Source organism: Gluconobacter sp., assembly GCF_047723935.1.
Classification (GTDB): Bacteria; Pseudomonadota; Alphaproteobacteria; order Acetobacterales; family Acetobacteraceae; genus Gluconobacter.
This window is the reverse complement of the sequence record NZ_JBDOBO010000009.1, coordinates 24,912-44,602: the sequence shown is the minus strand read 5'-3', so window position 1 is coordinate 44,602 and position 19,691 is coordinate 24,912. Positions and strand designations below refer to the sequence as shown.

The 19,691-nt window shown below is 56.5% G+C and carries 19 protein-coding genes and 1 tRNA gene; 10 read left to right on the top strand and 10 right to left on the bottom strand.

Annotated features, from left to right (window positions below; translation table 11 throughout):
• Positions 1-2 precede the first annotated feature (2 nt).
• Positions 3-78 (top strand) — tRNA-Ala (locus ABF979_RS06090).
• Between the two features lie 17 nt (positions 79-95).
• Here the strand turns inward: ABF979_RS06090 and ABF979_RS06085 are convergent.
• The 8 genes from ABF979_RS06085 to ABF979_RS06050 all read right to left on the bottom strand — a co-directional run bounded on the left by ABF979_RS06085 (position 96) and on the right by ABF979_RS06050 (position 6,688).
• Positions 96-1,748 carry an ArnT family glycosyltransferase gene (locus tag ABF979_RS06085; RefSeq protein ID WP_415558526.1) on the bottom strand — a complete coding sequence of 551 codons (1,653 nt, stop codon included), beginning with the start codon at positions 1,746-1,748 and terminating at the stop codon, positions 96-98.
• Positions 1,749-1,824: 76 nt separating this feature from the next.
• Positions 1,825-2,577, bottom strand: a complete 753-nt coding sequence (locus ABF979_RS06080) for a glycosyltransferase family 2 protein (RefSeq protein WP_415558524.1) — start codon at positions 2,575-2,577, stop codon at positions 1,825-1,827.
• Positions 2,578-2,581: 4 nt separating this feature from the next.
• The gene (locus ABF979_RS06075) at positions 2,582-3,082 is read right to left on the bottom strand and encodes a F0F1 ATP synthase subunit B (protein WP_415558522.1); all 501 of its coding nucleotides are present in this window, start codon (positions 3,080-3,082) and stop codon (positions 2,582-2,584) included.
• Between the two features lie 10 nt (positions 3,083-3,092).
• Positions 3,093-3,653 (bottom strand): ATP synthase F0 subunit B', encoded by a 561-nt coding sequence (locus ABF979_RS06070; RefSeq protein ID WP_046900359.1) that lies wholly within the window; start codon positions 3,651-3,653, stop codon positions 3,093-3,095.
• An 8-nt stretch (positions 3,654-3,661) separates the two neighbouring features.
• Positions 3,662-3,886 (bottom strand): ATP synthase subunit C family protein, encoded by a 225-nt coding sequence (locus ABF979_RS06065; protein WP_007284348.1) that lies wholly within the window; start codon positions 3,884-3,886, stop codon positions 3,662-3,664.
• Between the two features lie 46 nt (positions 3,887-3,932).
• Positions 3,933-4,682 carry a F0F1 ATP synthase subunit A gene (locus ABF979_RS06060; protein ID WP_046900946.1) on the bottom strand — a complete coding sequence of 250 codons (750 nt, stop codon included), beginning with the start codon at positions 4,680-4,682 and terminating at the stop codon, positions 3,933-3,935.
• Positions 4,660-5,028: an AtpZ/AtpI family protein gene (locus ABF979_RS06055; protein ID WP_415558520.1), complete on the bottom strand. Its 369-nt coding sequence runs from the start codon at positions 5,026-5,028 to the stop codon at positions 4,660-4,662. Before ABF979_RS06055 ends, ABF979_RS06060 begins: the two co-directional genes overlap by 23 nt.
• 145 nt (positions 5,029-5,173) lie before the next feature.
• Positions 5,174-6,688: a vitamin B12-dependent ribonucleotide reductase gene (locus ABF979_RS06050; protein WP_415558519.1), complete on the bottom strand. Its 1,515-nt coding sequence runs from the start codon at positions 6,686-6,688 to the stop codon at positions 5,174-5,176.
• A 194-nt stretch (positions 6,689-6,882) separates the two neighbouring features.
• Between ABF979_RS06050 and mlaD the strand changes: the two genes are divergently transcribed.
• Genes mlaD through ABF979_RS06020 form a run of 6 tightly spaced genes read left to right on the top strand, consistent with a single transcriptional unit; the run spans position 6,883 to position 10,921 of the window.
• The gene (gene mlaD, locus ABF979_RS06045; RefSeq protein ID WP_207204216.1) at positions 6,883-7,416 is read left to right on the top strand and encodes an outer membrane lipid asymmetry maintenance protein MlaD; all 534 of its coding nucleotides are present in this window, start codon (positions 6,883-6,885) and stop codon (positions 7,414-7,416) included.
• The gene (locus tag ABF979_RS06040; RefSeq protein WP_415558517.1) at positions 7,413-7,634 is read left to right on the top strand and encodes a hypothetical protein; all 222 of its coding nucleotides are present in this window, start codon (positions 7,413-7,415) and stop codon (positions 7,632-7,634) included. Before mlaD ends, ABF979_RS06040 begins: the two co-directional genes overlap by 4 nt.
• 2 nt (positions 7,635-7,636) lie before the next feature.
• The gene (locus tag ABF979_RS06035) at positions 7,637-8,311 is read left to right on the top strand and encodes a DUF2155 domain-containing protein (RefSeq protein ID WP_415558515.1); all 675 of its coding nucleotides are present in this window, start codon (positions 7,637-7,639) and stop codon (positions 8,309-8,311) included.
• Between the two features lie 50 nt (positions 8,312-8,361).
• A complete protein-coding gene (otsB, locus tag ABF979_RS06030) occupies positions 8,362-9,084 on the top strand; it encodes a trehalose-phosphatase (protein ID WP_415558513.1) in 723 nt (240 codons plus the stop codon).
• On the top strand, positions 9,072-10,409 hold the full coding sequence (locus tag ABF979_RS06025) for an alpha,alpha-trehalose-phosphate synthase (UDP-forming) (RefSeq protein WP_415558511.1): 1,338 nt from the start codon (positions 9,072-9,074) through the stop codon (positions 10,407-10,409). Before otsB ends, ABF979_RS06025 begins: the two co-directional genes overlap by 13 nt.
• Positions 10,406-10,921, top strand: coding sequence for a disulfide bond formation protein B (locus ABF979_RS06020; RefSeq protein WP_202206830.1), 516 nt, complete (start codon positions 10,406-10,408; stop codon positions 10,919-10,921). Before ABF979_RS06025 ends, ABF979_RS06020 begins: the two co-directional genes overlap by 4 nt.
• 6 nt (positions 10,922-10,927) lie before the next feature.
• Here the strand turns inward: ABF979_RS06020 and ABF979_RS06015 are convergent, their stop codons facing one another.
• Positions 10,928-11,101, bottom strand: a complete 174-nt coding sequence (locus tag ABF979_RS06015; RefSeq protein WP_046900350.1) for a DUF1328 domain-containing protein — start codon at positions 11,099-11,101, stop codon at positions 10,928-10,930.
• Positions 11,102-11,264: 163 nt separating this feature from the next.
• On the opposite strand from ABF979_RS06015, the gene ABF979_RS06010 reads away from it, so the two are divergent.
• Positions 11,265-13,283, top strand: a complete 2,019-nt coding sequence (locus tag ABF979_RS06010; protein WP_415558509.1) for an NAD(+) synthase — start codon at positions 11,265-11,267, stop codon at positions 13,281-13,283.
• 91 nt (positions 13,284-13,374) lie between these two features.
• On the top strand, positions 13,375-14,766 hold the full coding sequence (locus tag ABF979_RS06005; protein ID WP_215769323.1) for an NAD-dependent succinate-semialdehyde dehydrogenase: 1,392 nt from the start codon (positions 13,375-13,377) through the stop codon (positions 14,764-14,766).
• 100 nt (positions 14,767-14,866) lie between these two features.
• Here ABF979_RS06005 and ABF979_RS06000 read toward each other — a convergent pair whose 3' ends face one another.
• Positions 14,867-17,710 (bottom strand): glycosyltransferase, encoded by a 2,844-nt coding sequence (locus tag ABF979_RS06000; RefSeq protein ID WP_415558507.1) that lies wholly within the window; start codon positions 17,708-17,710, stop codon positions 14,867-14,869.
• A gap of 565 nt (positions 17,711-18,275) precedes the next feature.
• On the opposite strand from ABF979_RS06000, the gene ABF979_RS05995 reads away from it, so the two are divergent.
• A complete protein-coding gene (locus ABF979_RS05995; protein WP_215749519.1) occupies positions 18,276-19,631 on the top strand; it encodes a beta strand repeat-containing protein in 1,356 nt (451 codons plus the stop codon).
• Positions 19,632-19,691 lie beyond the last annotated feature (60 nt).

Here is a 19,691-nt window from a genome sequence, read left to right as displayed (position 1 = left end):
ATGGGGCTGTAGCTCAGTTGGGAGAGCGCCTCGTTCGCAATGAGGAGGTCAGGGGTTCGATTCCCCTCAGCTCCACCATGGCAATTTCCAGGAATTTAGTCCGGGGCGAACATGCCCAGGTCAAGATGATGACCGTTTGAGTAGTTCAGGCCCTGAATACGGCCATATTCTACGATGCTGAGGTTGGTTCGGTTCAATGCATCCCGAAAGGTCTTTTCATCCTTTCGGTCTACCAGAGCGAGGGTGCAGCGAGGATTCTGCTGGAGATAAGCTGCCGCGGCTTCTGGGCCAATCAACTGCGTGTGTTCGCCCACCAGGAAAACTAGGCTTGGCTCTGAATAGGATGTCGAAACCAGCACAGTTTGAGCGCATGGCTTCACGTCTTCAAAGAGTGCAGCCACTCGGGGAGCCAGGCGAATGGTTTGCAGGTTGGGGATTACAGCCAGGAAGAGGCCGGCCTGTGCAATGACAGCGGCACCCATCGCGCAAAAAGCTGCCGGCTGCCGATGATTGCGGATTAAAAGAAGAATTGCCCCTCCCATGAGTGGGAGGGCTCCGCAGAGCGCTAGGCATTCGCGGATCGAAAGCATATGCTGCATTTTATACAGCACGACCGTGCCAGCGAAACAGAAGGCCAATCCAACTGCGGCCCATATAACGCCGTAGAATCCGAGAGCGATTTTGCTCCATTTGGAAAGAGCTGGACGCCCCCAGATCGTTAGAGCCGCAGCAGTCAGGATTGCAATGGCCGGATATGTGGGGAGCACGTAATGCGGAAGCTTCGTGGCGATTAGTTCAAAGACCAGCCAGTGCGGGATAATCCAGCTCAGCAAAAACCGGACCTGCGGCAGTTTGCGATTTTTCCAGACTGAAGGAATTGCCAAAGCAGCAAAAAAAGATCCAGGCCAGAATGCCAGCGCAAAAACAATAAGATGGAACCCTGGTGGCAGGCCGTGAGCTTCCTGGCCATGTGCCACTTTCCCCAGAAAGTTACGGCCAATGGCGCGTGAAAAGAAGTCCCCATGACTGACAACATCAATCGCGACACACCACGGAACGACTACGGCAAGCATGAGCAGCCAACCCCAGCGTGGACGCAGTCTGGACCACCATTCTCGATCACGTTCGACAGCCCATAGGGCCAGTGGGGTACAAAAGCCTGGAATGAGAACAACAGGGCCCTTGAGCATTAGGCCGACGCCCAACGCCAGCCAGTAACCACAGGCAACCCAGACGGATGTCGGACTGTTCTTCTGACGATCGAGAAATGCCCTCAGAAGCATTGTTTCAAAGCACAGGATATCCAAGAGTAGGACTGTATCGATTGTCGCCATATGGCTTTCGGCAACAAAGAGCGTCGAAACCATCAGGAGGCCCGCAGCCATCAGACCGGTGACGGCTCCGAAGAGTGCGCTTCCCATCCAGGCTGTCAGGGGAATGATAAGGGCTGCGGCTATGAGGCTTGGAATGCGATAGGGCCAGGTTTTGCGAAGAACGTCTGAGCCAAAGAGTTCTTCCGCAATTTTTGCTGAAGAGGCTTCAAGCCAGTAGATGCCAGCCGGCTGCAAATAGCGTGGCTTGTCTTGAAAGCGGACGTCTACGAAATTTCCGGATGTGAGCATCTGCTCTGACGCTTCCATATAACGTGGCTCGTCACGATCCAGCGGGGGCAATGTCATGCGTCCCGGCAAGGCAAGCAAAAAGGTCACTAGCCCGAGGAGGGCATAATGCCGAAATGTCAGTTTCATGCAGGGGCTCCGTTCCGGTCCATCAGAGAATGGTGGCCGGAAAGTGTCTGAAAGGCCATCCTCGTTAAAGGATGGATCAGTGTTCGGTCAGACGATCGGGCAGGTGGGTTCGGTTTTGCAGCCACATGACACCCAGAAGATCACGGATGCCAACAAGAGCCCGATTGAAGTTGGTGTATTTTGATGAGCCGTGCAGACGAGCACGGTGCTGAACTTCATGGCAGATCAGCGGGGCGCCATAGTGTCCAAGGAGGGCCGGTAGAAAGCGGTGTACACCCTCAAACTGCGGAATACGCAGGAACATCTCGCGAGAGAAAAGTTTGAGAGGCGCCCCGGTGTCCGGGCAACCATCATTCAGAAGGCGACGGCGTAAGCCGTTGGCCAGCTTTGTCGCAACGCGCCGGGAGAGACGGTCATTCCTTTTTCGACGGACCCCGACCACCAGTGGCGGCTTGGAACTGGCTGAACGCGCCAGCTCAAGCATGCGGATGATGGAAGAAGGATCGTCCTGACCATCGCCATCAATGGTCGCCATCCATTCGCCATGAGCGGCTGTTGCTCCGGTTCTCAGAGCAGCAGATTTACCAAGGCGCCGTGGGTGGCTAAGAATTCTGAGATTTGGAAGATACTGACGTCGTGCTTCAAGAAGCTTCTCGACGGTGGCATCTGTACTGCCATCGTCGATGGCAAGAATTTCAGTATTTTCCGGGAAGCCATCAAGAACTCCAGCGAGTTCCTGACAGACAGGTAGAATATTGTCCGCCTCATTCAGGACTGCCATGACAATGGAAAGCGTCACAGGAGTCTGGGATGGGCGGACGGATGTCATAAACTCAGGCTGCAGAACGGCGTAGTGCTTCAGGAAGGTTCTGAATGCTCTGCTCAATCAACTGAGCAGCAACGTCCGGGCTTTCGGAAAGACGGGAGGCCACAACATCGCGAGCTGCCGAGATGGCAATGGCTGTTGCGCGCTCTTGAACTTCACGGATTGCAGCGCGCTCTGCGGCTTCAATCCGGTCACGCGCCATCTTCTCGTAACGGCCGGCTGCTGCTTCTGCTTCGTGACGGGCGCGTTCTGCCAGAGCAGCAGCTTCCGTCTCTGAGCGGGCAATCATGGCCTGCGTTTCTGCCAGCGTCTTCTCACGCTCGCGGGTCGCATCTTCGAGCATCTGCTCTGCCTCACGGCGGAGACGGGCTGCCTCGTCCAGATCGCGGCGAACGCCTTCTGCACGGGCATCAAGATGGCTCGTGATGACGGCCCAGAGCTTGCGACCAAAGATCACGAAGAAGAGGACAAATGCCAAGGCAGTCCAGAAACGGGGTTCTTGGAACATCGTCGTCTCCTTAGGCGCTGACGCGTTTCACGGCGCTGGCGACAGTCTGTTCATCCTGTTCCCCGATCAGACGGGAGACTAGGTTCTGAGCGGTACCAGTAGCAATCGCGGGGAGGCTGGAAAGAGCCTGCTCGCGGGACTGGGCAATCCGGGCTTCGGCGTTTGCGACTTCAGCTTCGAGACGCTTTGCGGTTTCCCGTGCATGCGTTTCAGCGCTGAGGCGAGCCTCGTTCTGGATGCGCTCTACATTGGCCCGGGCCTGTGCGGCCGCTTCATGGCGGGTGCTCAGGAGTTCGGCGCTTGCGCGGTCGGACTCGGCTTTCGCACGGCGGGCAATATCGAGGTCGTTCTGGATGCGGGTGCGTCGGTTCGACAGCACGCGCTCGATCCGCGGCAGAGCGGAACGGCTAAGGACTACATAGAAGCCGGCAAAAATGACGGCTCCCCAGGCGACCTGTCCGATCAGCAGCGGATCATGGACGTTCAGCTGCGGCATGCCCGCAGCCACAGCTCGGCCCGGCACAGCCGCCAGCGGAGCGGCGAACAGGAAAAGACGTGGCGTGCGGTGCATGTTCGACCTCAGGCGAACAGGATCAGGAAGGCGATCAGCAGCGCGAACAGAGCAACGGCTTCCGTCAGCGCGAAGCCGAGCATGCCGAGGCCGAAAACGTGCGGGCGGGAAGCCGGGTTGCGAGCGATGGAGCTCACGAGCGTCGAGAAAATGTTGCCGAGGCCGATGCCGACGCCTGCGAGGGCGATTACTGCAATACCGGCGCCGATGTCACGAGCGGCTTGAACGTCCATGGTCAGGTTCCTTTAGGGTCGATACAGGGGTTGTGCAAAACCGCGCTCAGTGAGCGACGGCCTCGCGCAGATAGATGCAGGTGAGAATGGCGAAAACGTATGCCTGAAGCACACCCACCAGCAATTCCAGAGCCGTCAGCGCAATGTTGATCGCGATCGGGGCAACGGCCAGGATATGACCGAAGAAGCCCAGACCGGCGAGCATGATTGTGAAGCCGGCAAACACCTCGAGCAGAACGTGACCGGCCACCATATTGGCGAACAGACGGATCGACAGGCTGACGGGGCGAGAAAGAAAAGAAAGGATCTCGATCGGCACGAGCAGCGGCGACAGCCACACAGGGGCGCCAGCTGGCATGAAGTGCTTGAAGAAACCCAGACCCTGAAAGCGCAGGGAAGCCAGGATCGAGATCACGAACACCGTTACGGCCAGCGCAAGTGTCACTGCGATATGGCTTGTATAGGTGAAGGAGAAGGGAAGCAGGCCGAGGTAGTTGCCGGCGAGAATGAAGAAGAACAGAGCGAACACGAACGGGAAGAAAGCAGCGCCTTCTTCACCCATCGTGCCGATGGCAAGGTCATGAATGAAGTCGTAACCAATTTCGGCTGCGGCCTGAAGACGGCCAGGAACGACGGAGGCTGGGCGCATTCCGATGAAGAGGAATGCGAGCACCAGCACAACGGCGATCAGCATGAACAGTGGAGACTGTGAGAACCGCAGAGCTTCGCCCAGAGATCCGAGAACCGGATGGAGCTCGAACTGTCCGAGCGCGTCAATCGTCGATCCGGCTGCCACGCTGGCTTCTCCCGTCATCTTTCAGCTCGGGCACCATGCCCGGCCCATTCAAAACCCGCCAGACATTCATCATGCCGGCACCAAAACCTAGCAGGGCAAAAATCAGAAGGAAAAGAACCCTGTAACCCAGCCAGCGGTCAAGAGCGTAGCCTAATGCCACACCAACCGCCAGACCGGCTACCAGCTCCGTTCCGACCCGGATCGCAACCCCGAAAGATGCGATAGAACCCGCATCTTCATCGGAGGACTTTGTGGAAAGCTCTTCCGCGTGGGGATCAAGCTTTTTGCTTGCGCGCTTCAGGCGCACATCAAAGCTGTCATCCTCGTCGGAAGGGGCGTGTCCCACGCTGTCTGATCCCTTACCCTGTGCGCATCCTGTCCACCGGGCACAATGACCGGATTCCTTCTCAGCGCAGGCGCTAGCTACCGACGTGTCCGCAGGCTGTCAATGTATTCCAGCAGCGCAGACGTCGGAAGGCGCCATATTTTCATCAACTCACCAGTCTGAGGCGTCGACCGCGGGGTGTATCGCCCGACGAATGATCGAACGGCAACATAGGAGATGTATCTTCCGCGTTGGGTTCGATCTGTGGTGCGTCTGGCATGTGCTGCCCGAGATAAGCCTCCGAAAGCGTCCGGAAGGCGTAATCGAGCATCGACGATGCGTAGGCCGCGCCGGGATCACCTTCGACCGTACCCGCAGGCCCGAAGCGGGTATAAGCGAATCGTTCGACAAAAGCGTCCAGCGGGGCGCCAAACTGAAGACCGATGCTGACGGCCTGCCCGAGACAATCCATTAAACCCCGGGCCATTGGCGTTTCTCGGGTCGGGATGATGCTGACTTCACCCAGGGTGCCGTCTTCAAACTCGCTCGTGCGCATGAAGAGACTGTGGCCGCCGACAGCAGTGCGCTGAGTAAAGCCGGTTTGACGCATTGGAAGCTGACGGCGAGCACCCCGTTCCAGTTTGGCACGCAGATTCGCCAGTTCGGGTTCTGGCAACTCCGGAAGAAAATCGACGGAGCGTTCCATGGCCTTATGCATGGCGGCATGGGCTTCCGGCCTTGTCGGAGGAAGGGGAGCTTCACCAGCAAGAGCCATCGCAAGGGCGGATTCGGGTGTCAGGCCTCTGTAAGCCAATCGGGCAAGGGTCGAGGCGCGGAGGTGTCCGTCGCTACGCAGGGGCGAAAAGACTGGCGCCAACCCACAGGATTCAACACCTAGAAGTGCGTCGACAGGCCCAGGGCCGGAAAACCCCGTTTCCACAGGGGAAAGGTGCTGGCCTTCCATGGCCGCGCAGGTCTCTGCCGCGAGAGCGCGTAGCCCCGGTAGAGATGCGCAGGCTGGAATGGTCGGGAGCGAGAGATTTGTGCCTGCATGCGCGATGCTCGTGGCCAGTGCTGCAATGGCTCTGGCGGCCTCTCGTCCTGCATCACTGTCGTAGTCGAGCCCCATAGATGCGAGGCAAGCGTCTAGGTCCGTTAGCAGGATAATGCCTGCGGGTTCTTCTGACGGATCAGCGGGAAGATCAAACAGCGGCAGCTCGCCTGTGCGTTCCACGCGTGTTGTAGCGTGGAGTCGACGCAGGGAATCGCAGGCCAGCTTTAGGCAGGCTACGAAATGCTCTGGTGCGAAACCGTCCTCCTGAACAAAGCCAGACAGTCGCACAACAAAACCTGGAATTTCGTCAGGGTGACGTTCCCACAGGGCAATGTTGGGAGCGAGCTGACGCATCAGCAGAAGATAAGACAGGCTCCGGGCAGGAGAGGGTGCATTGGCTGGCGTTCCGGGGAGAGGCGGACACGCATCAATTGTGTCAACCCAACGTGCCGCTTCCGTCGAAAGGCGGATGGGGCCACCATTTTGCGTGATCTGGGCCAGCGCCTGCGCGGCATCATCCTCCCAGGCGGCCGGAAGGGTGACGGAGCGCGTGGCGCTGTCGTCCGGATCGGTGGTGACCCGAAGCGTTCTCATGCGAACGCCGGTCCAATGAAGACGGGCTGTCATGCTGCGAATCTACGCTGCGTTCCGGTGGCCCGGAAGCGGGAAAACGTGCCTTTTGGCCGGGTTAATGGGTGGGAACATGGGGATATGGGGGATAACATTTTCCCGGGCTGATAATCTCTGTTTCCAAAGGGAGGGTTGGACTGCGGCGATGGAGTCCGCTAGTGCAGGAAAATGATTTTTTCGAAGGTGATGTCATGAGCGCAGCCACGGGAACAGCGCCTGCCGCAGCTCGCCACGATCGGCTTGAGCTTCTGGCTGGGTTTCTGGTGCTGGTCTTTCTGGTCGGGATGCTGGTTCTGGCGATGCTGGGTCATCATCGTCATGATGATGGTGGCTACCAGGTTCATGCGTCTTTCAGCCAGATTGATGGTCTAAATGTCGGATCAGATGTGCGTCTGGCTGGAATTACCGTCGGCCATGTGATGTCTGAGGTTGTGGATCCGAAGACTTTTCAGGCCCAGGTGACGTTCACACTGTCGCCGGACGTGAAGCTACCAACGGATTCTGCAGCGATTGTGACGTCTGACAGTCTGTTGGGCGGAAAATACATTGCGCTGTCACCGGGGGGCGCTGACGCTCTTATCAAGGCTGGTGGGGCGCTGACGGAGACGCAGGGGTCTATCAGTCTTGAGCAGCTTCTGAGCAAATTCATCTTTTCGGTCACGGATACGCTTCAGAAGGCTCAAAAGCCCCAGAAGCCTGCTGGTGGCCTGTCAGACGAGCCGTGAGTTCCGAGGACTTTCCCTGGCTGGATCGTGATGGACAGCCAGTGGCCTGCGTCGAGAAAGTGCGCGTGCTGAGAGAAAATGACGCCGAATTGCGTCAGGCCCTGCAGGATGCGTTTGAGGACGGTATTCTGATGGGGGTTTCCCCAGATGCCATGCGCAAGTCCTTCATCGCCATGCTTGCCGATCTCGTGGACCCAAAATCCCAAGGAAACGCCTGATCATGACCAATCGGTTCCTGTTTGCCGGTGCGGCTCTTCTGGCTCTGTCTGTAACGTCATCGGCGCTTGCCGCTGTAGGGGTTGCCCCGCCGGCGATGTACCCGGCTAATACCTGGCAGGGACGGACACAGGCTGTCATTCGTGTTCTGGATCGGCTGGATGCCCATATTGAGACGCTGACGATTCCAGTGGGTGCAAATGCCTCCTACCGAACGCTTTCGGTCGCTGTTGAGGCGTGTGTCAGTCGTCCGGAAACATTGCCGGCTGACTCTGGTGCGTTGCTGCACCTGCGTGATTCGGGAGATTCGGCTCGACCACCCTTCGACGGGTGGATGTTGCAGAATGAGCCATCTCTCGGGACTTATGGCAGTTCGCTTTATGATGTGCGTGTTGTGGCGTGCACGGGAGATCGTGTTGCGCCGGACGCTGGACCGCTGCCCGTCATAAAAGCGCCTCAACTGGCCGGTACGACAGCAACGGAAGATGAAGGGGGGACCGATCAGTCCGGCTCTTCATCATCATCTGAAGGAGGAGCGGTTCCGCTGGCGCCAGACAGCCACGCACCGATTCCTCTCGCGCCACCCTCTGGTGGTGCGCAGTCTCTTGTGCCTCCCGCACCCCCGGCATCAGCCGGACCGTCCTTGCCTCCTCCCGCAACTGATCCCGGCCTGGAATAAGGAGTGGGCGGAGCGGGGGTACCCCTGAAACTGGAAAGAGAAGCCTATTCATGATCCAGATTCCTTTTCCGCCTTCAAAAGCTGCAATCCTGCTGGATTTCGACGGAACACTGGTCGATATCGCTCCTACTCCTGAAAGTGTGGTTGTTCCTCCGGGACTGGCAGACGATCTCCTTCGCCTGAAAGATATGCTCGGCGGAGCGCTGGCTATTGTGACTGGCCGACCGATCGCCCAAATCGACCATTTTTTGCCCGGCATTCCTCATGCTGTAGCGGGGGAGCATGGAGTAGCCGTGCGGACCTCACCTGAAAAAGACATTACTCACCCCGCTTTACCGTCCGTGCCAGCTGACTGGCTGCAGAAGGCGGAAGATATTATCTCTTTGCATCCCGGTGCGAGCGTAGAACGCAAGAAGGCTGGAATGGTCCTGCACTATCGTCAGGCGCCGGAGGCTGAAATGGCATTTCGGGCGTTGACGGAGCAATGGTCGCCGGAAGCTGGCGGTTTCCGTTTGCAGGACGCTCACATGGCTATCGAGCTTCGTCCGTTGGGCGTGGACAAGGGGGGAGCCGTGCGGGAATTGATGTCTGAAAATCCTTTTCGCGGTCGCTTGCCACTCTTTGTCGGGGATGACGTTACAGACATGGACGGAGTGAAGGCTGCGCGCCAGATGGGCGGTGCTGGCTGGCTCATTCCGGATGATTTTCCTGATGCAGTCACGTTCCGCCGGTGGCTGCACGATTTATCGGAGGGGCATGGATGGGGCGCCTGATAGTTGTTTCCAATCGTACACCAGCGCCCGGAGAACGGACGCAGCCTGCGGGTGGTCTGACTGTTGGGTTGTATGATGCTGTTCAGACACGGGACAGCCTCTGGTTTGGCTGGTCCGGGGAACAGTGCGAAGATGCACTGGACCGGCCTGTCATGGAGGACCGTGCTGGGAATGTGACGTATGCCACATTTGATATGACGCCCCGGCAATATGACAGGTTTTATCTGAACTTTTCCAATGGCGTTCTCTGGCCGTTATGCCACTACAGAACGCAGCTGATCCGTTACACGCGTGAAGATTGCGAGGCTTACTACGAAGCCAATGCCGTCTTTGCCGATCGTCTGGTTCCTCTTCTGAAAGAGGACGATACGATCTGGATTCATGATTATCATCTGTTTCCGCTGGCTGAGATGCTGCGGAATAGAGGGGTCACGGGGCGGATTGGCTTTTTCCTGCATATTCCTTTTCCACCTTGGAGTGTGGCGCGTCTCCTGCCGCAATTGCAGCGCCTTCTGAAAGGGCTTGCAGGTTGTGACCGCATTGGCGTGCAAACGCCGGAAGATGCCCAGAACCTCCGGGGATGTTTCGCGGAATATGGTCTCCAGGCAGAAGTAGAAGCAGTGCCGATCGGGATTGATCCGATCCGTTTCCGGCAGCAGGCTATTGAAAGTGCCTCCACGGAAGATGTGGAACAGATTGTGGACAGTCTGGTTGGAAAGCGCCTGATTATCGGTGTGGATCGGCTGGATTATTCCAAAGGTCTGCCTGAGCGGATGCGGGGGTATGAAATGCTCCTGAAAAATTACCCGGAGTATCGCGGCAAGGTGACGTTCTTACAGATCACGCCTGTCTCCCGGACGGGTGTGGAAAGCTATCGTCTTCTGAAGGAAGAGCTTGATGGCCTGGTGGGAACGATCAACGGGGCATATGGTACGCCGGACTGGGTGCCGATCCGTTATACGACCTGGCCGATTTCCCGGAATGTTCTGGCGGGGCTCTATCGGGTGTCCGATGTCGGATACATCACGCCGTTGCGCGATGGCATGAATCTTGTCGCCAAAGAGTTCATCGCGGCTCAGGATTCCAAGGATCCGGGCGTGTTGGTTCTGTCACGGTTTGCTGGTGCAGCACCTGAGATGCCAGAGGCGCTTCAGGTCAATCCGCTGGACGCTGAGGGGATGGCCGATGCACTTCATGCGGCACTCACCATGGACGTGCAGACCCGTCATGAGGCATGGTCCGCACTTTACGGCGAAGTCTCTCGCAACACAGCGGGAAGCTGGGCCAAGCAGTTTCTAGATAGCCTGGAGGCCTCTCGCACATGACTCTGACCGGAACGAAGCAGCCCGATATGACCAGGATACTGGGAGGGCTGTTCGTTCTGGCCGGGGTTTTGGCGCTCGGGACGGCATGGTTTGCGGAGCACCGGCTTCTGCTGGCGCCGTGTGAACTGTGTCTGTGGGAGCGAAGGCCCTGGCGCGTTCTGATCGGGATTGGCGCTCTGACGTTGCTTTTGCCGCGACGTTACGCACGATATCCCGTGTTCGCGGGGCTGCTGTGCCTTGCTGTCAGTATCGGGTTGGCGGTTCTGCATGCTGGTGTTGAACATAAGTTCTGGCCAAGTCCGGCTCCCGAGTGTCGTGCGCCGGTTTTTCATGGCGGTAGCTTCAAGGACTGGATGGCAGCGATGCCGGCCCGGCCGAACAAGCCCTGTGATTCGCCGGATTATCTATTCGGCCTTCCAATTTCCATGACGGAAACGGGCGGTTTATATGCTGTAGTCGTATTTGTGGTGGCCAGCCTCGGAAGCGTGCGCATGCTGCGCTCCCGAGGCTGAAACCTGTCAGAGTCTCGGGCGACCGCGTCCGAAGATCAGGCTGATGATCAGCAGTACGAGGAAGATGAAGAACAGGATCTTGCCGATATAGGCGAAATCTGCCGAAATCCCACCGAACCCAAGCACGGCGGCGCACAGGGCAAGGATGAGGAAGACAACCGTCCAGCGAAGCAGATCCATTGGTAAGTCTCCTGGGTCATGATGTTCCTCCAGTTGGAGAAACGGGGTGAGCAAGGCAGAACGGGACAAAGACGCTCCGGTTCAATTTCGTAATGGCTGTATCGTTGAACACATTAAAACGTGACGCCCGCTTTCCGGGTCGCCTGGGTCTGAGAGGGACACCATGACCAGATTCCGCTCGCTTTATCATCAGGGTTTTGCCCGGATTGCGGCTTGTACGCTTCCCGTTTCTCTGGCCGAGCCAAAAGCCAATGCGGAGAGGGTTCTTGAGGTTCTGAAGGACTGTGACCGACAGCGTGTTGCTGCGGTTGTTTTTCCGGAGCTTGGGCTGACTGGCTACACGCTTGATGATCTGCGGTTTCAGGATGTGGTGCTGGATGGTGCCCGAACTGCCCTGGAATGGCTTGCCAGGCAGACGGCTGACCTGATGAGTGTGGCTGTGGTCGGATTGCCGCTTTGTCGTGGGGATCTGCTTTATAATTGCGCAGCGGTGATTCACCGTGGGCGTATTCTGGGTATTGTTCCCAAGTCCTATCTGCCGAGGTACCGGGAATTTTACGAGCCCCGACAGTTCACATCCGGCTTGGGAACGTCCGGAGTTGTTAGGACTGGTAGCGCTGAGGTTCCGTTTGGCGCGGACCTTCTGTTTGAAGCGCATGATCTGCCGGGTCTGACGCTGGGCGTCGAGATCTGTGAGGATTTGTGGGTGGCCAACCCTCCCAGCGGAATGCTGGCTCAGGCGGGGGCGAGTGTTGTTCTCAATCCTTCTGCGTCGCCAGTTACAATTGGCCGTACAGATGACCGTTCTCTGCTGTGCCAGGCTCAATCCATGCGGACTTTGGCAGCGTATGCTTATGCAGCGGCTGGGGAAGGGGAATCCACCACTGATCTGGCATGGGATGGTCAGGTTTCCATTCACGAGAATGGCCGTCTTCTCGCGCAGTCCGATCGCTTCCCTCAGGGAGAGCGGCTGGTGGTCGCAGATGTGGATCTTGATCTTCTCCGGCAGGAGCGCTTGCGGACGGGCCAGTTTGGTGTCGGGCGTGACCGTTTCAGAACCATTGGGTTCGCGTTGTCTGCCCCACTGGAAGACCTTGGGTTAAAGCGCGACGTTGCAAGATTCCCGTTTGTTCCTTCTGATCCGAAGACGCTGGCTCGGGATTGCTACGAAGCCTGGACCATTCAGGTGAGCGCGCTTCGTCAGCGGTTGCAGGCGAGTGGGGCGCAGCGTGCTGTCATTGGTGTTTCCGGCGGGCTGGATAGTACGCTGGCGTTACTGGTTGCTGTCAGAGCCGCCGATGAGCTTGGCTGGCCCCGGACGCATGTTCTTGCTTACACGATGCCCGGGTTTGCCACTGGCAGTGAAAGTCGTGGGCTTGCGCATGCGCTCATGTCAGCACTGGGTGTAGAAACCAATGAGCTCGATATTCGGCCTGCGGCCGAGACGATGCTGGCGGGCATTGGTCATCCTTATGCAGAGGGCAAGCCGGTTCATGACATCACCTTCGAGAATGTGCAGGCAGGACTGAGAACAGACTTTCTTTTCCGTCTGGCCAATCATCGAAACGGCATTGTCATCGGGACGGGTGACCTTTCCGAACTGGCGCTCGGGTGGTGCACTTATGGCGTCGGGGATCAGATGTCTCACTACAATGTGAATGCTGGAATGCCGAAGACGCTGATCCAGCATGTGATTCGCTGGTTGGTTCGGGAAGGGGGGCTCTCGGGTGGTGCACCAGAAGTTCTGGAGAAGATCGTCAATGCTGAAATTTCCCCGGAACTCGTCCCGGATGTGGGGCAGGGAATTCAGAGTACGGAGCAAATGATTGGCCCGTATGCCTTGCAGGATTTCACGCTTTTCTATGTGCTCAGATATGGATTTCGCCCATCACGTATCGCCTTTTTGGCAGAAAAGGCGTGGGGAAGTGTTACAACAGGTTCCTGGCCAACGCATTTCCCCGAAGATCGGCGGAAATCCTATGATCTGGAAGAGATCTGTCACTGGTTGAGGATCTTTATTCACCGGTTTTTTGCCACCAGTCAATTCAAGCGCTCGGCCATGCCAAATGGGCCGAAAATCGTTGCTGGCGGCTCTCTTTCTCCGCGTGGAGACTGGAGGGCACCGTCCGATGGTAACGCACGAGCATGGCTGGAAGAGCTTAAACAGAACACGGCTATGTGAACTTTCAAACTTTTGAGGGGTTGGGGGTTCCGTACCATGGCTTTCATGCCAATATGCTGGGTACCATTTTATTCAACGGAGATTTTCCGTCATGGCTTACGCTACGACCAATCCATATACGGGTGAAACGCTTAAAACCTTCCCGGAAGCAACTGATCAGGAAGTGCAGCAGGCGATTACCGACGCATATGAGGCCTTCAAGAGCTGGCGCGACGTTTCCTTTGCAGACCGCGCCAAGGTTATGGCTGCTGCCGGTGCGATCCTTCGTCGCGACATTGATAAATATGCCAAGCTGCTCACCCTTGAGATGGGCAAGCTTTATGAAGAAGCCAAGCTGGAGACCATTCTCTCCGCTGAGATCTTTGAATATTATGCCAAGAACGCTGAAGAGCTTCTGAAGCCGGAAAAGCTTCCGGTTGCTGATCCGAAGGAAGGCGAAGCCATCCTGATTCATCAGCCGCAGGGCATTGTCTTTGCGATTGAGCCTTGGAATTTCCCGTACTACCAGATCGCTCGTATCATCGCGCCGCAGCTTTCTGCCGGTAATACGGTTCTGCTGAAGCATGCATCCAATGTGCCGCAGTGTGCTGCTATCTTTGATGACCTGATGATTGAAGCTGGTCTGCCGAAGGGTGCATTCCACAATCTTTATGCTGCTCGGCATCATACGGCCGTGATCCTGAATGATCCGCGCGTCTGTGGTGTGGCACTGACGGGTTCTGAAGGTGCGGGCGCCATTGTGGCCAGCACGGCTGGTCAGGCGCTCAAGAAGGCAACGATGGAACTCGGCGGTGCCGATGCATTTGTCGTGCTTGAAGATGCCGATGTTGAAAAGGCCGCCAAGTGGGCTGCTTTCGGGCGTCATTGGAATGCGGGCCAAGTCTGCGTGTCTTCCAAGCGCCTGATCGTTGTAGATTCCATCTACGACCAGTTCCTTGAGATCTATAAGGCTGAGGTTCTCAAGTTCAAGGCTGGTGATCCAATGGATCCGGCTACGACGCTTGCGCCACTGTCTTCACAGAAGGCTGCTGACGATCTGAAGGCTCAGGTTGAAGAAGCCAAGAAGCATGGTGCTGTTGTGGAAGTCATCGGTGCGCCGGTTCCTGAGAAGGGTGCCTTTTTCCAGCCGCTGCTGATGACGAACCTGCATGGCGACAATGAAGCCCGTCACTGGGAGTTCTTTGGTCCGGTCACGCAGCTTTATCGTGTGAAGGACGAGGCTGAGGCGATCCGCGTTGCCAATGACTCTCCGTTTGGTCTGGGCGGTTCCGTCTTTACCAAGGATACGGCGCGTGGCGTGAAGGTTGCCGAGAAGATTCACACAGGTATGGTTTATGTGAACCATCCGACGATGGTGAAGGCTGATCTGCCGTTTGGTGGTGTGGCTCGTTCTGGCTATGGCCGTGAGTTGATTGGTCTGGGCATCAAAGAATTTGTGAATCACAAGCTGATTGATGTCGTGGATATCGACGCACCGTTCTGATTGTGAGTTGGCTGGATCTGGCGATCCGGCCTGTTCATGAAAAAACCCGGACAGGAAACTGCCCGGGTTTTTTTGTGTCTGAAAGACTGATCGGGGAAGGTCAGGCTCTCTGATGGGCCTTCTCTGCGGTCAGATTAATCCAGGGATGTCTGTCCTGCACATATGCAACGACACGCGCTTTGTGGGCGGCCCGCTCTGTTGAGGCGTTGGTCATGGAACTGCTGTGCTGCCTGTAATCCGCCAGAATGGCTGGAACCTGCCGTCCGGGTAATCCCAGTTCAGCGAAAGTGCACCAGAGGTCATAGTCTTCCCAGCCCATTGCTTCACGTGAAACATAGTAGCCGCCAGCGGCTGCCCACGCCCATTTGGCGACCATTGCCATGGCATCAATGCGATTGCCTGAAACCAGTGTCAGGGGATTCGAGGGTAGATCGCCGAGAAGAACAGGTGCGCCGGGTGGTGTGATCAGATCAGGGTTTTTCTTTGTGACGAGTGGCCCGTTCTCGTCAAAGCACTGGATCAGCGGATAGGCGTAGGCGATGCCAAATGTCATGGCGGCCAATAGTGTTTCACAAGCATCCGGGCGCAGGATGTTATCGGCGTCCAATTGCAGAGTGTGCTGGGTTTCAGCAGCATCCATGCCGATGTTTCGTGCCCCACCCAAGCCTGCATTGCGGATGGACCGTCTGAAGATCAGGCGGTTGAAGCGGCCGGTGTGCCGTTCCATCCAGATCCTGATGAGGTCAGCGGATTCATCCGTTGACCCATCATCCACCACGATGAGGTCCAGGATCTGAAGTGTCTGCGTAACAACGGAGTCCAGAGCATCCAGAACGTGATTGGCGTAATTATATGATGTTACGATGACCGTGACGTCTGCTTCGCCCAAGATGTCATGGTGGAAGAGCGTTTCACTCTCTGGAACGACCGGCAGCGCAGGAGGCTTTACGCGGCCGCGGGCCAGAAGAGTTTCCGCCGCTTGAGCCGCTTCCACATCGCCGTTGAGGGAAGACAGGGCGAGTGCCATGCGCCGGGCTTGAGCTTCCGGGCTGAAGGGCCAGAGAACGTCATGATAGGCGTTACGGGCCAGAGTGCGGCGCAGATCGGGGTTGTCGACCAGTTTCAGGAGCGCGCTGGTCCATTCTTCCTGGGTTTCAGCCAGGAGGCCGGTTTCATTGTTTCTTACGACCCGACGGAATGGGCCGGTTGGAGAAACGATGGAGGCGTTGCCTGCAAGAGAGGCTTCAAGGAATTTTATCTCGCTTTTGGCTTCGCAGAAGATGTTGCCGACTTCCAGTGGCGCAATGGAGATATCAAATCTGGCGAACTCTTCCCCAAGTTCGGAAAGGGGAACCATATCTCGCCATTCGATCTGGCTTTCTACGGCCTTGAGGGCCGGGAACTCCTCCATCAGAAGGACGGGACGGTGATTGTCTTTTTCCCTGAATAGAACCAGTCGCGTGTTGGGGCGTGCTTTCAGCACGCTCGTCAGAGCAGGATAAGCAATGGTGAAGTCACGCTGATGGGTGCGAGAACCCGTAGCATATCCAATGCGGATCAGTCCGTCGTCAGACGTTGAACGACCAGGTTCTCCGCGGAGGCGACAGCCCAGGCGGGATCGACGCAGTGTCTCATGGTCATAGACATTCGGAAGAAGATGGATGACGGGGCGCAGTTCATGCATCGCAAGAGCCAGCTCCCGGGTTGTTGCTGATCCCTGTTCACAACGCACAAGAGTCCGGCGCATGTCTGCGAAGCAGCGCTCAATGCGCTCTTCCGTCGCGCCCACAGAGCGAATGCCGTCAATGAAGTCAATACGCGCGTAATGCGGAACAAAAACGATATCGTCGGCGTCAAAAATGGTTCTGACGCCTTCCTGCTGCGCCAGATCAAGAATGGTGCTGACGTGGCCGCTATACTCCACGCGCCAGAAGATCATGACGTCAGCCCACCGGATGTCTTCGTACCCGACTGTGGCGCAAGGCTGGATACGTGCCTCATATCCTGCGTTACGGACGGCTTCGGCATTTCGGTCACATCGATAGGCAACGCCAGGTGTATCGGGCTCACCGGCGACGAAGAGAACGCGCTGTATGACTTCAGGCGAACAGGTTCCATCATCGGGAACTGTAGAAGGTTCTACCAGAGCGAAAGACTTACTGGATGAAAAGTCTTCCTGCTCCGAACAAGACTGCAAGGCGAGAGGTTCGGGAAGTGTTGGGATATGTGGAATAAAGGGTTTTCGAAAAGCCCGAAGAACCCGGCGCCATAAAGGTGCGGGTTGCGACAGAAAGATTCTTAGGGAATCCAGACCCTCGCGGTTTTCTGTATAATGGTGTTCGATCGTTGTCCGCTTGTGTTTTTCTTCCGCCATTTTTATGCGGAAAGCGTCACGTTCTTGGCGTATCGGGTCAAGAATATGCGTCAGGGACGCAATCTTTTCATCTCGAATGCGGATGCCTCTGGAGAGAGATCGGCTCTCGATCCGGAGAGCGTGAGTTGTGCGTTCTGCGTGTTCAGCAGCCAGCTTGTATTGTTGAAGCTCTGTAGCGCTCTGTCGTGTGGCTAGGTCATGAGCAAAAAGCTGGCGAACCCTGTGACGGAAATCGCGGGATTTATCGGACTGACCCACCAAAAGCTCAATGAAGGGATGCGTCCCTGCGGGGCGGAGCGCAATATAGTCTGACAGAACGACTTCATTCGGGCGGCTCTGAGTTGTTTTCCCTACCAGAACCACGGGAATACTGGAGTTTGCCCTTTGTTCCTCATGGGTTCGGTGACAGAGCAATATGCCGGAATCACCATCGTTGTGGATTCTCGCGAATGTTCTTTCTGAATGATGACTTTCAAGTTCCTGCCAAGCTCTGAGCTGGGAGCCAAGTTCATCATCCAGCGCCGGAGACAAAAGGATAGTGGCCACCTGTGGGAAGGCATCATTTTGCAAGACGCTTCCTAGCCAGAGAATTGCTCTGGCAGCGTGGTCAGCCCCATCTCCCTGGGGGCCTGAATTTCTTTCGGGTAAGGGCCTCTGGATAAGCAAAGTGGCTAATTCGGCCAGATACCTATCCTGCAGAGAGGGCGAGGGGGAGGTTGAGGATGGGTTTGTCACAGGTGCAATTTACAGATTCGTAAAGGTATGGTGTGAAAACATCTTAAGGCATTGTAGAGACACAATCCCTATTTCTGTTTGTTTTTTATGAAGTATTTTAATTTTTTATTGATTGCGTGCTGTAAAGTTTATCCCGTCATTGCAACCATTCGTAAAATGCTCCCTTCTGTGATGGGGCATTCCTGCCCCAGCCTTTCTGTGTCTTTCAAATCACAGTAGGGAATTGCACTGTGAGTGGGTCTCTATATTGCTCCGATGCTCGGGTAGGTCTTGCACAGATACGTCAAATCCTTATTGCTTTTGGTAAATAGGCTTTGGTATATGCAAGACTCGTCACTCGATCATTTGGGTGGTCTGAGGGCCGCCAGTGCGAGGCAACCTTTTTTAGGAGTGCATGGTAATGGCAATCACTACCGTGGTTGGCGCCTCCGGCCGGATCCTTGCGGTCACGGTCGACGGTGCGCAGGCCCACGCTCTGGCCAGTCAATATTCGTCTGCTATCGCTGGTGTCAGCGGTCTGACGAGTTATGATCTGGTTCCAGGCAGTAACAGCAGCCTGAGCGACGCAAGCGTTTCTCAGGGCGTTATTACTCAGGGCGGCAGCTATAGCATCGACGGGGATGTAGCTTACATCGCCGCCGGTTCATACGGCGCTACAGATACACTGAATGGCGCTGTTTCAATTGACCTTTCCAATGATACCGCTTCGAACATCAGCCTGCTGACAGGTAGCTGGGTTGGCGTTTCGGTTCAGGCTGGAAACCAGAACGGCACGTTCATCGGTGGTGTTGGTGACAACACGTTCACGGGGACAGGCAAGACCGGTAACTGGAACATTGCTACAGGGTCGGGCAACGACACGATTTCCGGGACAGATGGTAACAACACCATCGGTGGCGGAACAGGCAATAACCTGATCACCCTGGGTGCAGGCACGAACGCTGTTCGTTCTGAAGGCCAGGACACGATTGATGGCTCTGCTGGTACGGATACTGTTACCCTTCTGGGTGGCAGCTCGGTCGTAACTCTTGGCAACAATGCCACGGTTTATGACACGACGTACGACAACAACGTAACGGTTGGCAGCAACGGCTTTATCACGGGCGGCAGTTCCAGCACGTACTTCGCGACTGGAACGACCGCAACGGTTGCTGGTGGCCTGAACGATACGATTTCTGCTGCAGGTGACTTCCAGCAGGTTCGTGGTACTGGCAACAGCATCAGTGTCGGTGGCTCCCTGTCCTTCCTGAACGGTACGGGTAACACCACCATCACGGCTGGCAATGCCACCATGTTCGGTGCATCTGGCCTGAACGCTCAGTTCGATGGCACGTCCGGCTACAGCCTGTTCGTGGGCAACGAGGGCGACGAAGCAATCTCTGCTGCGTCTTCTCATGGTGTTCTGCAGGCTTTCGCAGGTACCGGCAACACGACCGTCATTGGCGGAACCGGTGCTGATACGCTGGTTGGTGGAACGGGCAATGCTACCCTTGAGGGTGGTTCCGGCTCTGCGAACCTGTTTGCTCTGAACAAGGGATCCGCTGGTGGCAACTACACCATCAGTGACTTTGGCAGCGCAGCAGGTAACCTGATGGCTCTGTACCAGTACGGTCTTCAGAACAACGGTGGGCTTGAGAACGTTCTGTCCAATGCAACTGTTGCCGGTGGCAATACGACCATTGCTCTGTCCGATGGCTCCAACATCACGTTTGTTGGCGTTACGGATCTGAAGGCTTCGAACTTCAATCTGAGCTGATCTACCCTGTCTGTTGGTTCGCCAGCATTCATGAAGGGAGCTGGGTTCGTAAGAACCCAG